Annotated in this window: 11 protein-coding genes; 5 read left to right on the forward strand and 6 right to left on the reverse strand. The window is 61.4% G+C overall.

What is annotated here, in order from left to right; all coding sequences use genetic code 11:
* The first annotated feature begins 299 nt into the window (after positions 1 to 299).
* The gene (guaD, locus tag C3F38_RS13955) at positions 300 to 1,616 is read left to right on the forward strand and encodes a guanine deaminase (RefSeq protein WP_055317347.1); all 1,317 of its coding nucleotides are present in this window, start codon (positions 300 to 302) and stop codon (positions 1,614 to 1,616) included.
* On the opposite strand, the gene C3F38_RS13960 is transcribed toward guaD, so the two are convergent.
* Positions 1,601 to 2,764 carry an MFS transporter gene (locus C3F38_RS13960; protein WP_038873972.1) on the reverse strand — a complete coding sequence of 388 codons (1,164 nt, stop codon included), beginning with the start codon at positions 2,762 to 2,764 and terminating at the stop codon, positions 1,601 to 1,603. The genes guaD and C3F38_RS13960 overlap by 16 nt on opposite strands.
* 103 nt (positions 2,765 to 2,867) lie before the next feature.
* Here C3F38_RS13960 and C3F38_RS13965 point away from each other — a divergent pair, with 103 nt between their 5' ends.
* From C3F38_RS13965 to C3F38_RS13975, 3 genes are all read left to right on the forward strand, one after another.
* The gene (locus tag C3F38_RS13965; RefSeq protein WP_055317346.1) at positions 2,868 to 3,782 is read left to right on the forward strand and encodes a LysR family transcriptional regulator; all 915 of its coding nucleotides are present in this window, start codon (positions 2,868 to 2,870) and stop codon (positions 3,780 to 3,782) included.
* A gap of 106 nt (positions 3,783 to 3,888) precedes the next feature.
* Positions 3,889 to 6,090 carry a peptidyl-dipeptidase Dcp gene (gene dcp, locus C3F38_RS13970; protein WP_055317345.1) on the forward strand — a complete coding sequence of 734 codons (2,202 nt, stop codon included), beginning with the start codon at positions 3,889 to 3,891 and terminating at the stop codon, positions 6,088 to 6,090.
* Positions 6,091 to 6,179: 89 nt separating this feature from the next.
* Positions 6,180 to 6,803 (forward strand): hypothetical protein, encoded by a 624-nt coding sequence (locus tag C3F38_RS13975; protein ID WP_055317344.1) that lies wholly within the window; start codon positions 6,180 to 6,182, stop codon positions 6,801 to 6,803.
* Positions 6,804 to 6,839: 36 nt separating this feature from the next.
* Here the strand turns inward: C3F38_RS13975 and C3F38_RS13980 are convergent, their stop codons facing one another.
* From C3F38_RS13980 to C3F38_RS14000, 5 genes are all read right to left on the reverse strand, one after another.
* On the reverse strand, positions 6,840 to 8,150 hold the full coding sequence (locus C3F38_RS13980; protein WP_038873983.1) for an MFS transporter: 1,311 nt from the start codon (positions 8,148 to 8,150) through the stop codon (positions 6,840 to 6,842).
* A gap of 142 nt (positions 8,151 to 8,292) precedes the next feature.
* Positions 8,293 to 8,922, reverse strand: coding sequence for an N-carbamoylsarcosine amidohydrolase (locus tag C3F38_RS13985; protein ID WP_055312376.1), 630 nt, complete (start codon positions 8,920 to 8,922; stop codon positions 8,293 to 8,295).
* Between the two features lie 9 nt (positions 8,923 to 8,931).
* Positions 8,932 to 9,633 (reverse strand): Asp/Glu racemase, encoded by a 702-nt coding sequence (locus tag C3F38_RS13990; protein WP_170310522.1) that lies wholly within the window; start codon positions 9,631 to 9,633, stop codon positions 8,932 to 8,934.
* A 66-nt stretch (positions 9,634 to 9,699) separates the two neighbouring features.
* Positions 9,700 to 10,494 carry an alpha/beta fold hydrolase gene (locus tag C3F38_RS13995; RefSeq protein ID WP_038873990.1) on the reverse strand — a complete coding sequence of 265 codons (795 nt, stop codon included), beginning with the start codon at positions 10,492 to 10,494 and terminating at the stop codon, positions 9,700 to 9,702.
* Complete coding sequence (locus C3F38_RS14000) at positions 10,491 to 11,642, reverse strand: FAD-dependent monooxygenase (RefSeq protein WP_033645813.1); 1,152 nt, start codon at positions 11,640 to 11,642, stop codon at positions 10,491 to 10,493. Before C3F38_RS14000 ends, C3F38_RS13995 begins: the two co-directional genes overlap by 4 nt.
* Positions 11,643 to 11,969: 327 nt before the next feature.
* Here C3F38_RS14000 and C3F38_RS14005 point away from each other — a divergent pair, with 327 nt between their 5' ends.
* Positions 11,970 to 13,028 (forward strand): 2,5-dihydroxypyridine 5,6-dioxygenase, encoded by a 1,059-nt coding sequence (locus tag C3F38_RS14005; RefSeq protein WP_038873994.1) that lies wholly within the window; start codon positions 11,970 to 11,972, stop codon positions 13,026 to 13,028.
* The last annotated feature ends 63 nt before the right edge of the window (positions 13,029 to 13,091 follow it).

Here is a 13,091-nt window from a genome sequence, read left to right on the forward strand (position 1 = left end):
GAAATTATCCGCTTGCCCCGTAAAGGTGCAGCGGCACGGTGTTATTCCGGCAAGCAAACGGTTGCTATTGGTCTGCCGCTGAAGGCCGCCTCGTGTTTTATTCTTTTTCATCGGTTGGTTTTCTTTGATTAAATTAATATATCTCTGTTTTTAAATGGAAATATATTTCATGGCCGCCTATTGGCACACGGCTTGCTATGCTTAACCCGGTCTTTGAGTTTGGATAATAAAAGGCATTGTTTCATCAGCGAAGATTATTACGCGGGTGAGCCTGGCCGGTCGTCACAAGGAAGAAAATAATGGCACTGCAATTCACTACGGCTATTCGTGGCAATTTTTTTGATATCACCGCCTGCGTGGAGGAACCGCAACAGCTTGACGAACGCCTGCGGCACATTCCCGACGGTTTGTTGCTGCTCAACGAGGGCACCATCGTCTGGTTCGGCAGCTGGCAGCAGGGTGAGGCGCTGTTGCCGCCGGGTTTCGCGGTCACGGAGTATCGCGACAAACCGATCGTGCCGGGGTTTATCGATACCCACATCCACTACCCGCAAACCGAAATGATTGGCGCCTATGGCGACCAGCTGCTGGGCTGGTTAAACAATTACACCTTCCCGACCGAAAGCCGTTACGGTTGCGAGCAGCACGCCGACGAGATGTCGGCCTTCTTTCTGCGGGAGTTGCTGAGCAACGGCACCACCACCGCGCTGGTGTTCGGCAGCGTGCATCCGCAGTCGGTCGATGCGCTGTTCACCCAGGCGCAAACGCTGAACATGCGCCTGATCGCCGGTAAGGTGATGATGGATCGCCATGCGCCGGAGGCGCTGCTGGAAACGCCGGAGCAAAGTTATCGCCAGACGCGTGCGCTGATCGAGCGCTGGCACGGCAAAGGCCGCCTCGGTTACGCCATTACGCCGCGCTTTGCGCCCACCAGTACCCCGGCGCTGCTGGCGCAGGTGCAGCGGCTGCGCGAAGAATTCCCCGACGTTTGGCTGCAGACGCACCTGAGCGAGAATCCGCAGGAAGTGGCCTGGGTAAAATCACTGTTCCCGCAGAGCCAAAGCTATCTGGACGTTTACCACCGCTATGGCATGACCGGCGGCAAAAGCGTGTTCGCCCACTGCCTGCACCTGGAGGAGCAGGAGTGGGACTGCCTGTGCGAGACCCGCTCGGCAATCGCGTTTTGCCCCACCTCCAACCTGTTCCTCGGCAGCGGGCTGTTCGATCTGCAGCAGGTCTGGCGCAAGCGGGTGAAGCTCGGCATCGGTACCGACGTGGGGGCCGGCACCACCTTCAATATGCTGCGTACGCTGGGCGAGGCGTACAAAGTCGGCCAGCTGCAGCATTACCGGCTCTCCGCCGTAGAAGCGTTCTATCACGCCACCCTGGGCGGCGCCCGCGCGCTGGCGCTGGACGACAAAATCGGCAACTTCAACGTCGGCAAAGAGGCGGATTTCGTGGTGCTCGATCCGGCGGTCACGCCGCTGCAGCAGTTGCGCTACGCCAACAGCGCCACGTCGGCGGAACAAGGGTTCGTGCTGATGACGCTGGGGGACGATCGCAACATTTATCGCACCTATGTGGACGGCAAGGTGGTTTATCAGGCGCCGCGCTGACGCAGCCGCGCCTGCAGCCAAACGCTGAGCGGCGCGACGGCGACCGCGCTCAGCGCGCACAGCCATAACAGGCGTTGCAGGCTAAGCGGGGTGAGGCCGCTGCTCAGCAACGCGGAGGAGAGCAGGAAGGCCGCCGTGGCGCTCAGGTGTATCAGGGCGGTTTGCAGTACGCCAAAGGCGGCGCGCTGCCGAGCGTCCGGCCAGCGCATGCTCAGGGAGGAGATCGCCACCAGTCGCGCATAGGCCGCCGCGAGAAACGCGACCATGAACAGCTCGCCGCGATCGCCACCGCGCGCCGCCAGCCACAGGCTGCCCAGCAGCAACAGCGTGGCGCCCACCGTCAGCGTCACGACGCCAAAGCGTTGCAGCCAGCGGCCCGCCAGAACGGTCGCCAGATAGCCGGCCACGCCGCCGATGAGAAACAGCCAGGGCAAATGCGCGTCTGCCACCTGTAGCCGCTGGGTGAGCAGCGGCGCCAGCACCGGGATCAGCAGCATCGGGCTGAACTGCGTCAGGCCGGCGGCGGCGGCGAACAGCAGCAACCGGCGATCGAGCGCGACGGGCGCGGTAGCCCGTGGCTGCGGCGCATCCCTGGGAACGAACAGCGCGACCAAGACGGCCGCCAGCAGACACAGCCCGCCGATAGTCACCAGCGCGGCGCGCCAGCTTGCCACTTCGCACAGGTACAGCATGCCCGGCATGCCGACAATGCTCACTAACGAAAAGGACGCGATCACCGTCGCCAACATTCTGCCGTGCAGCGCGGCCGGTGCGGCGTTGAGCAGCAGACCGATCCCGACGCCCATCGTGGTGCCGCCCAACAGCCCGGCCAACAGCCGCAGTGCCAGCAGCCAGTAAAACTGCTGGGTTGCAGCGATCAATAAGGTGGTCACGCCCAGCAGCGTGACGTTGAGCAGCAGAAAGCGCCGCTTCTCAACGCCGCCGATCCAGAAAAATGCGCCGATGCCGGAAATCACCGCAGCCAGCGTATAGGCCGCGCTGACATAGCCGGCGAAGCTGACGGGCACGGAAAAATCGGCGGCCATGTAGAGGAATATTGGGTTGAATACCATGTATTCCAGGGCATTGGTGAACTGAATAAAGGCGATGACCAGCGCTATCGCCGTCAGCTTTCTCGCGGGTGTCATAAGCATCCATCGGTTGCAGAATCAGGCCGGCAGTGTAGCGTTTGGCGTTGGTCGGGATTAGATGGTAGAAATGGCATAGTTTGTTATCAAATTAGGGATAATCATGCGCGCCAAATTGGATTTAAATCTGTTACGCATTTTCGTGGCGGTGGTGGAACAGGGGAGCTTCGTCGGGGCGGCGCGAGCGCTGGCGATGCCGACTTCCAACGTCAGCCGCTACATCTCTCAGCTGGAGCGTCAGCTCGAGCAGCGATTGCTCGAACGTAGCACCCGTTCGATGCGGTTGACGCCGAACGGCCAGCTGTTGCATGAACGCACCCAGCCGCTGCTGGCGTCGCTGGAACACACCGCGCAAACCCTCAGCGAGCGGCAGCAACAGCTGCGCGGGCCGCTGCGCCTGTGCGTGCCCAATGAAGTGGGGCCATACCTGTTGGGCGAGCCGCTGGCGGCGTTCGCCCTGCAGCATCCGCAGATCGAAATCAGCTGCGTGACCAACCTGGCGGGTATGACGTCGCTGCTCGACGATGTCGATCTGGCGGTGATGATCAGCCGGGGCATGCTGGACGACAGCGACTATGTCGCGCAACCGCTGGCGTCTTTCCCCTGCATCGTGGTGGCCGCTCCGGCGTTGCTGGCGCAGTGGTCGCCGTCGTCGGAGATTGAACAATTCACGCAATTGCCCTGCATCAGCACGGTGGATGCGCTGAAGGGGATGCCGTGGCAGTTCGTCCGCCCGGACGGAACCTTCGTTACCGTCCCGGTCAATGCGCGCTATCGCGTCAACAGCGGGGAGATGGCGCTGAAGGCGGCCTTGGCCGGCGTGGGGTTCGCCATGCTTTCCGAGCTCGGCTGCCGGCCGTTTCTGGCCGACGGCCGTTTGGTTGAGGTGCCGCTGGCACTGCCGCCGGCGCCGTTGCAGCTGTATGCCGTTTACCCCGGCCGCCGCTATCTGCCGGCCAAAACGCGCGCGTTGCTGACGTTCCTGATACAGCAGGTTGGCGCGGCGGCTAACTTCTAATCACTTGTTTTTGCTCAAACTGCCAACTGCGCCTAAGCTAGGTGATGACTCTGAGGGAGCCATTCCCCGAGACCTTATTCCGTGAACATGGAGGAGTTTCGATTTGATGCGTTTATCCACATTGGTGCTGGCGATCGGCATGGCGCTGGGCTCGCAGGCACTGGCAGCAGAAACCCAACCTCACGCCGACCATAGCGCGCTGCCCAGCGGCCAGGCGAAGGAGGCTACCGTGACCGGTGAAGCCAATCAGCACGACAAGCAAAAGACTCAGAATCCGTTCTTCTATCAAAGCCGTCTGCCGTTCCAGGCGCCGCCGTTCAACCTGATCAAGGAGAGCGACTACGCGCCGGCGATCGAGGCGGGCATCAAGCAAAAGCGGGAAGAGGTGGAGAAGATCGCCAACAACCCGGCCAAGCCTAATTTCAAGAATACCTTCGTGGCGCTGGAACGGGCCGGTTCGCTGCTGACGCGGGTGATGAACGTGTTCGGCGCCATGACCTCGGCCAACACCAGCGACGCGCTGCAGAAACTGGATGAAGAAACCTCGCCGAAGCTGGCGGCATTGAACGACGACATCATGCTCAACGGCAAGCTGTTCGCTCGCATCAAGGCCATCTATCAGGATCGCGATGCGCTGAAGCTGGATCCGGAATCGCGGCGGCTGGTGGAAGTGACCTACAAGAACTTCGAGCTGGCGGGCGCCAACCTGTCGGACGCCGACAAGGCCAAGCTGAAGGCGCTGAACCAGGAAGCGGCGACGTTGAGCACCCAGTTCACCAACAAACTGCTGGCGGCGAGCAAAAACGGCGCGCTGGCGATAACCGACCCGGCGAAGCTGGACGGCCTGTCGGAAGGCGAGCTGGCTGCGGCGGCCCAGGCGGCCGCCGAACGCAAGCTGGAGAAACAGTGGCTGCTGGTGCTGCAAAACACCACGCAACAGCCGTTGCTGCAGAGCCTGAAAGATCGCGATACCCGCCAAGCGCTGTTCGACGCCTCCTGGACGCGTGCGGAGAAGGGCGACGGCAACGATACCCGCCAGACCATTTCCCGTCTGGCCAAGGTGCGCGCCGAACAGGCCAAGCTGCTGGGCTATCCGAACTACGCCGCCTGGAAACTGCAAAACCAGATGGCCAAGACACCGGATGCCGCGCTGAGCTTTATGCGCAACATCGTACCGGCGGCCACCGCGCGCGCCGAGCGTGAAGCCAAAGACATTCAGGCGGTGATCGACCAGCAGAAAGGCGATTTCAAGGTGCAGGCCTGGGACTGGCAGTTCTACGCCGAACAGGTGCGCAAGGCCAGGTACGATCTGGACGAGTCGCAGATCAAGCCTTACTTCGAGCTGAACAACGTGCTGAACAACGGCGTGTTCTACGCCGCCAACCTGCTGTACGGCATCAGCTTCAAAGAGCGTAAGGACATTCCGGTCTACCAGCCGGACGTCAAGGTGTATGAAGTGTTCGACAAGGACGGCAAATCGCTGGCGCTGTTCTACACCGACTACTTCAAGCGCGACAACAAGGGCGGCGGCGCCTGGATGAGCAACTTCGTCGATCAGTCGAAGCTCAACGGCACCAAGCCGGTGATCTACAACGTCGCCAACTTCACCAAACCGGCACCGGGCCAGCCGGCGCTGCTGTCGTATGACGACGTAATCACGATGTTCCACGAGTTCGGCCATGCGCTGCACGGCATGTTCGCCGATCAGGAATACCCGAGCCTGTCGGGCACCAACACCGCGCGCGACTTCGTCGAGTTCCCGTCGCAGTTCAACGAGCACTGGGTCAGCGATCCGAAAGTGTTCAGCCACTTCGCCAAGCACTACCAGAGCGGCGAGGCGATGCCGCAGGAACTGGTCGACAAGATCAAGAAGGCCGACAAGTTCAACAAGGGCTACAGCATGACCGAGCTGCTGTCCGCCGCGCTGTTGGACATGCACTGGCACATGCTGACCGCCGACCAACCGCAGCAGGACGTGGACAAGTTCGAGGCCGAATCGCTGCAAAAAGACAAGGTCGATCTCAGCTACGTGCCGCCGCGCTACCGTTCCAGCTATTTCCAGCACATCTGGGGTAACGGCTACGCCGCGGGCTACTACGCCTATCTGTGGACGGAAATGCTGGCGGACGACGCCTTCCAGTGGTTCACCGAACACGGTGGCTTGACCGCCGAAAACGGCCAGCGCTTCCGCGACATGATCCTGTCGCGCGGCAACAGCCAGGATCTGGAGAAGCTGTACATCGACTGGCGCGGTAAAGAGCCGAGCATCGAACCGATGCTGATCAACCGCGGGCTGAAGGACGAGTAACCGCGAGTGTGCTCATGCAGAGTAAAAGGCGCAGGAGATTGCGCCTTTTTACTTGGCGATCTTGATTGAAACATGAAAGGAACATGGATATGCAGGAGCTACTGAAAATTGGAAATTGGATTTTATCAACGTTCCAAAGTGGGACTTTAAATGTCATGGCATTAGGCGCCATCTTTCTTATTTTTAGATGGCTTTTTCGTGATATTTCCTCAATAAAACTCTTTGGTTTAATGTCAGATCGTTATCGTAAAAGGCTGGTTGCTGAGAAGAAAAACGGCATTGCGGAAAAAGAGTATGCGAAGATTGTTGATTTTGAAATAAAGCGCACGTCAATTAAAAAAATCATTGGAATCAGTAATTCACACATACAGAATGAAATGATTAAAATTATCATGAACTCCCATGAGTTACTGGGCCCCAAATACTTCAGTAAATTTAATTTTTTCATGTCGTTGAAGAGTGGGAAGGTCTTTGTCGATGAGGGGAAAATAAAAAGAAGATATAAAGATGCATTCTGGATGATGCTGTTTTCGTTTTCTTTCTTGATAGCTTCCTTTGTTAACCTCAGAAGCGATCCTCTTTTTGGATTCGCGCTTTTTGTTCTCTGGGGGGTATTTCTTTTGATATCAATCGCTGCATTTCCTCCATCTTGCGGGCTTAGAAAGAAAGCTCAAGAACACATAGACGCCTATTATTCAGATTCTGGGCGGTAATGTCGGAGCGCAAAATATTGCGCCCCCATCATTAATTCAGCGGTTCACCACCTTGGCCGGCAGGGCCACCACCAGCAGCGAGCTGAGCAGCAGGCAGCCGGCGAAGGCCCAAAGCGCGCCGCCGCTCTTGCCGGTCAGATCCAGCGCCAGCCCCATCAGCGAATTGCTCACCAGCCCGGCGATGTTGGCCAGCGAACAGGCCAGCGCGAAGCCGGTCGCCGCCGCCGTGCCGCGCAGGAAGGTGGCCGGCAGGCTGAAGAATACCGGCACCGCACCGATGATCGCCGCCTGGGCGATGGAGAACAGCAGCACCGTGGCCAGCGCATTGTGGGTGAAGAAGGTGCTGCCGGCCATTGCCAGCGCGCCGACGATAAACGGCACGATGATATGCCAGCGCCGTTCGCGCAGTCGGTCGGAACTGCTGCCGATCAGCAGCATGCCGAGCAGGGCGGCGACGCTGGGGATCGCCGTCAGGTAGCCGATGGTGGTGATGTCGGTGACGCCGGCGGTTTTGATGAAGGTCGGCATCCAAAAGCCCATGGCGTAGGCGCTGAGCAGAATGGCGAAGTCGATGCCGCCGAGCATCCACACTTTCAGGTTGAAGAAGCCGTCGCGGAAGCTGTGCTTGCCGTGATCGGCCTCGGCGTCGTCACGCGCCAAATCGTCGGCGATGCGCTGTTTCTCCTCGGGCGTCAGCCAATTGGCCTGCTGATAAGTGTTAGGCAACAGCCAGAAGGTCAGCACGCCCAACAGCACGCTGGGAATGCCCTCCAGCAAAAACAGCCACTGCCAGCCGTGCAGCCCGTGGCGCATGTCGAAATGGCCCATGATCCAGCCGGAGAGCGGCCCGCCTATTACGCTGGACAGCGGCAGGCCGATCATGAACAGCGCGATGATGCGGCCGCGGCGATAGGTCGGGAACCACAGCGTCAGGTAAAAGAGCACGCCGGGCAGAAAACCGGCCTCCGCCACGCCGAGCAGAAAGCGAATGACGTAGAACTGGGTCGGCGTGGTGACGAACATGGTGGCGGTGGACAACAGCCCCCAGGTGATCATGATGCGGGCGATCCACATTTTGGCGCCGACGCGCTGCAGGATCAGGTTGCTCGGCACCTCGAACAGAATATAGCCGACGAAGAACAGCCCGGCGCCCAGGCCGAAGGCCGCTTCGCTCAGCTGCAGCGCGTCGGCCATCTGCAGCTTGGCCAGCCCGACGTTGATGCGATCGAGGTAGGCCGCCAGGTAACACAGGCAAAGAAACGGGATCAGTTTCCAGGTGATTTTGCGGTACAGCAGCAGCGATTCTGCGTCCGCTTTCCCCGCCAGCGGGGTGTCGACAATGGCCATGATGTTGTCTCCAGGTGGTGCGTGTTGGCCTCCGCAGGAGGCGCCTGTTGTGTTTGCGTTGCATGGGCGCCGCCCTGTTTCGGGCGGTCGCGTGAAGCGCTGTCTGCGCCTTCGTTATTGTCGTTGCAGGTGAATCGTTGACTCATAACCGGTTCAGGTAGTCGAGCGCCTCCCGTTTGTGCACCACGTCGCCGTATTTGCTGTCGATGTCGAACAGGTTGGCTTCGTGCGGGCCGGGGTGACGATCGCCGACGCACTCGCGCACCACCATGGCGCGAAAGCCGTGTTGCACCGCGTCCACCGCGCTGGCGCGGATGCAGCCGCTGGTGGAGCAGCCGATCATCAGCAGCGTATCGATCCCTTGCGCCACCAGCAGCGGCGCCAGTGCGGTACCGAAGAAGGCGCTGGCGTATTGCTTGCTCAGCACCACCTCATCGGCCAGCGGCGCCACCGGCGGGCAGAACGCCGCCAGCGGGTTGCCCGCCACCATGTCCTTCATCACCGGCGCTTTTTTGACCCACAGGCCGCCATCGGCAAAATGGCCTGCATGATAGCGGATGTGGGTGTGGATCACAGGAATTCCCGTGCGGCGCGCACAGGCCAGCAGCTCGCGGCTTTCCTCGACCGCGCTCACCACGCCCGGCGCGAACAGCGGCGCGCCTTCGGTGGTGTAGGCCTGCATAAAGTCGATCGCCAGCAGCGCCGGGCGCCGGCCGAAGCCGAGGCGCTGGCCCCAGACGCCGCGATAGTTGTCGCTGAGGGTGTCGTTCATTCTGCCTCCTCAATAGGCGCCGGACAGCAGGGCGCCGGCGCCGGGGACGATCGGTTCCAGCTCCAGCGCGGTCAGCATCGCGTAAGTGGTGGCGATGGCGGCGGTGATCACCGGTTTGCCGGTTTGGGCTTCCACCGTCGGAACGGCCGGCAGCGAAGGCATCTGTACGCAGGCGGACAGCACGATAGCATCGACCTCGCGTAAATCCATCTCGGCGACGATCCCCGGCAACCTGGCCGGATCGTGCCGGCCGACGTCGAGGTTGTCCGGGATCTCCAGCGCGCGCCATACCTTGACCTCAATGCCTTCGTGCTGGATGTAGTCCACCACCAGCTGGGTCAGCGGTTTCATATAGGGCGCCACCAGCGCGATGCGTTTGGCGCCGATCACCTTCAGGCCGTTGACCAGCGCGCCGGCGCTGCTGATAACCGGCGCGGCGGCCTGATTGTCTTTCGTCACCTGCGCCAGCCGAGCCTGCGATTCGCGGTGGTAGCCCAGCCCCATTGCCATGATGGCCACCAGGCAGGCGTAGCCGAGCACGTCGACCCGCGCGTCGGAGAGCTCCAGCGCGCAGCGATCGGACTCGGCGTCCATCGCCGCCAGCTCTTCTTTATTGACGTGTTTCATGCGCATGCGGCTGGAGTGAAAGGTGAAACGCTCCGGGCGTATCAGCTGGCGCGCGCCCAGCATCGCCGGGATCTCGGTTTCCATCGTGGTGTTGGAGCTGGGCACGATCTGGCCGATGCGGTAGTGGTTGCTCATGTCGGTGTTCCTCAGTTAATCCAGAAAATCGCCCAGGGCGCGGAAGAAGCCGTCGAAATCGTCCCACGGGATCATGTGTCCGGCGTTCTCGACCTCGACGATGGCGATCTCCGGCTGCAGCGCGCGGATCTCCGCCCGGTCTTCGGGCTGAATGACGCCGCCTTTGCCCGCGGCGATCAGCAGCGTCGGCAGGGTCAGCAGCGGGTAGTCACGGTGGCTGTCCACCTGATGAAAATCGTCGTAGGCGCGTTGGATCGCCGGCTCGTAGCAGGTATGCAGCCACTCGGCGCGCAGCCGGCGCTGCTCTTCGCTCCAGGTCGGGCAGAAGGCGCGCATCTGCTCGGCGCTCATGCCCGGCAGCGACTGCCGGATCGAGTCGGCGTACCACGGCCATTGGCCGGGATAGGCGCGGCGGCCGGGGCCGGAAACCGGCGGATCGACCAGCACCAGCCGCCGCACGCCGGCGGGCTGCAAAACGGCGGCGCGCAGGGCGAAGCGGGCGCCCATCGAATGGCCGAGCAGGGCGTAACTGGCCAGGTTCAGCGCGGCGGCGAAGGCGTTGACGTCCTGCGCGCAGGTCTCTGCGTCATAAGCCAGTTCCGGGCCGCTGGACGACAAACCGCGGCCGCGCACGTCGAGTACGTAGACGTCGTATTTTTCTCCCAGCCGCTCGGCGACGAAGCCCCAGGTGATCGCCGGGCTGGTGATACCGGGGATCAGGATCAGCGCCGGGCCGTGGCCGCCGTAGCGCAGGTAATGTTGGCGAATGCCGTTGGCGTGAACGTGGGCGCCGTAGAGGAAGGTGCTCATGCGGCGTTCTCCGATTTCAGCGCTTGCGCGTACAGGTCATAGCCGTAGACCCAGGCCGGATCTTCCTGAGTGCGCAGGAAGGTGTTGGCGTTGGACACCGCCTGCACCCTGGATGCGCGCTCCTTGCGGTTGGCTTCATACAGCTGGAAGGCGGTGCGGTAGTCGCCGAGGCCGGTTTCCTGCAGGCAGCGGGTCAGCATGGCGGCGTCTTCGATCGCCATCGCCGCGCCCTGCGCCATGTGCGGTTTCATCGGGTGGCAGGCGTCGCCGAGCAGCACCAGGCGGCCTTCGCTCCACAGCGGCAGCGGTTTGCGGTTCAGCAATGGCCATTTGGTGACCTGCTCGCTGGATTCGATCAGCGCCTGCACGATCGGGTGGTAGCCGGCGAAGGTCTCGAACATCTCTTCGCGGCTGCTGTCGATGAAGCTGCCCTGGAAATCCCAGGCCGGGTGCGGCACGCCGCTCACGTAGTAATACTCGTCGCGCCGTTGGGTGGTGTAGTAGACCATCAGATGGCGATCCGCCGACCACCACTTCACGCAGTCTTCGAACGTCAGGTTGTATTTCGCCAGCTTCTCGCCGCGGATCAGCGCGCGGTGGGCTACCCAGCCGCTGTAGGTCGGCGCTTCCGCCCCCAGTAGATGTTCGCGGATGCGCGAATTGATGCCGTCGGCACCGATCACGATGTCGGCATGGGCCGAGGTGCCGTCGACGAAGTTCAGCACCACCTCGTCCCCGCGATCTTCAATCTTGCTCAGGCATTTGCCGAAGTGCAGGGTGCCGGGCTGCAACGCGGAAAGCTGCAACGCCTGCAAATCGCCGCGATGCACTGTCACATAGGCAGCGCCGTACTCCCGGCGGGCGAAGGCGCCCAGTTCGATGCGCGACAAATAGTCGCCGCTCTCGGCGTCGCGGCTGAACCAGAAATCGGGATGAGACGCCATCTGCTCCAGCCGCTGCTCAATGCCGAGCCGGCGGAAAATCTTCAGGACGTTCGGCCCCATGTGAATGCCGGCGCCGAGGCGCGAGAACGCCGGGCTCTGTTCATACAGATCGACGGTAAAGCCGGCTTTTTGCAGCAGCCCGGCGGCGGCGGCGCCCCCCAGCCCGGCGCCGACGACGGCGATGCGTGGTTGTTTGCTCATCATGTTTCCCCTGTCTGTTGGCTTTTTTCAGCGTAGGCCCAACGCGTGGCTGGACGTTCGATTTATAGTGTATGCGCTAGATAACGCAAAGTTGCAAAAGTGTTAAATCAGATCTTGCTCACGCTAATTGACGGCGCATTACTGTTAAACTCATGTTAATCACAGGATTGTAGAGGGATGAAATAGGACTTTCTTATGATGGATAGTCGCAGCTTGCTTTCCTTTGCTTTTTTGACTTAGATAAAAATGAGTGTGATCACTTTAAATTGTTTGAAAAATCACCGCCGCCTTGCGGGCGTCGGACACCCTTGACGAGACAGGAGACAGGCCATGGCGGTCAATGAAACCCAGTTGGTACAGCTGTTCGAGCAGGTGCTTACGCTGTCGAAGGTCGATGCTTCGCAGAGCGTGGCGATCTTGAAAAGCCATTATTCCGATGCGCGCACGGTGCGCGCCGCGACCGACGCGGCGCTGCGGCTGGGCGCCAGGGTGTATGCCGTCGAGCTGCCGGCGTTCAACCATCCGCGGGCGATGGGCAACGACATGACCGCCTATTGCGGCGATACCGCGCTGACCGGCAACCTGGCGGCGCAGCGTGCGCTGGAGGCCGCCGACCTGATCGTCGATACCATGATGCTGCTGCATTCGCCGGAGCAGGAGCAAATCCTGAAAACCGGCACCCGCATCCTGCTGGCGGTGGAGCCGCCGGAGGTGCTGGCGCGCCTGTTGCCCAACGCGGAGGACAAGGCGCGGGTGCTGGCCGCCGCCGCCGTGCTGGAGCAGGCGAAGCTGATGCAGGTGACCTCCGCCGCCGGCAGCGATTTCCGCGCGCCGCTCGGGCAATACCCGACGGTGACCGAGTACGGCTATGCCGATGAACCGGGGCGCTGGGATCACTGGCCGAGCGGCTTCCTGTTCACCTGGCCGAATGAGGAGCAGGCGGAAGGGGTGCTGGTGCTGGAGGTCGGCGATATCTTGCTGCCGTTTAAAAGCTACGCGCGCGAACGCATCACGCTGGAGATCGAACAAGGGTTCGTTACCCGCATTCACGGCGGTTTCGAGGCGGAATACCTGCGCGAATACATGAAATACTTTGACGATCCGGAGGTGTACGGCATCTCGCACATCGGCTGGGGCCTGCAGCCGCGCGCCCAGTGGACGGCGATGGGCCTGCACGACAAGAACGACGGCATGTGCATGGACGCGCGCGCGTTTTACGGTAACTTCCTGTTCTCCACCGGGCCGAATACCGAAGTGGGCGGCACGCGCAAAACGCCTTGCCATATGGACATCGCGCTGCGCCGCTGCGACATCCGCCTCGACGGGCAAACGGTGGTGGCGGACGGGGAAGTGGTGGCGCCGGAGGCCTCGCGCGTGCGCCGGGCGTAATCGTTGCTGCCAACGGCGGGGGTTTGTACTATTCTCGTGGATTCCATAGATGGTGAGAGTAAC

Origin of the sequence: Serratia sp. SSNIH1 (genome assembly GCF_002935055.1) — a bacterium.
Taxonomy (GTDB): Bacteria; Pseudomonadota; Gammaproteobacteria; order Enterobacterales; family Enterobacteriaceae; genus Serratia; species Serratia nevei.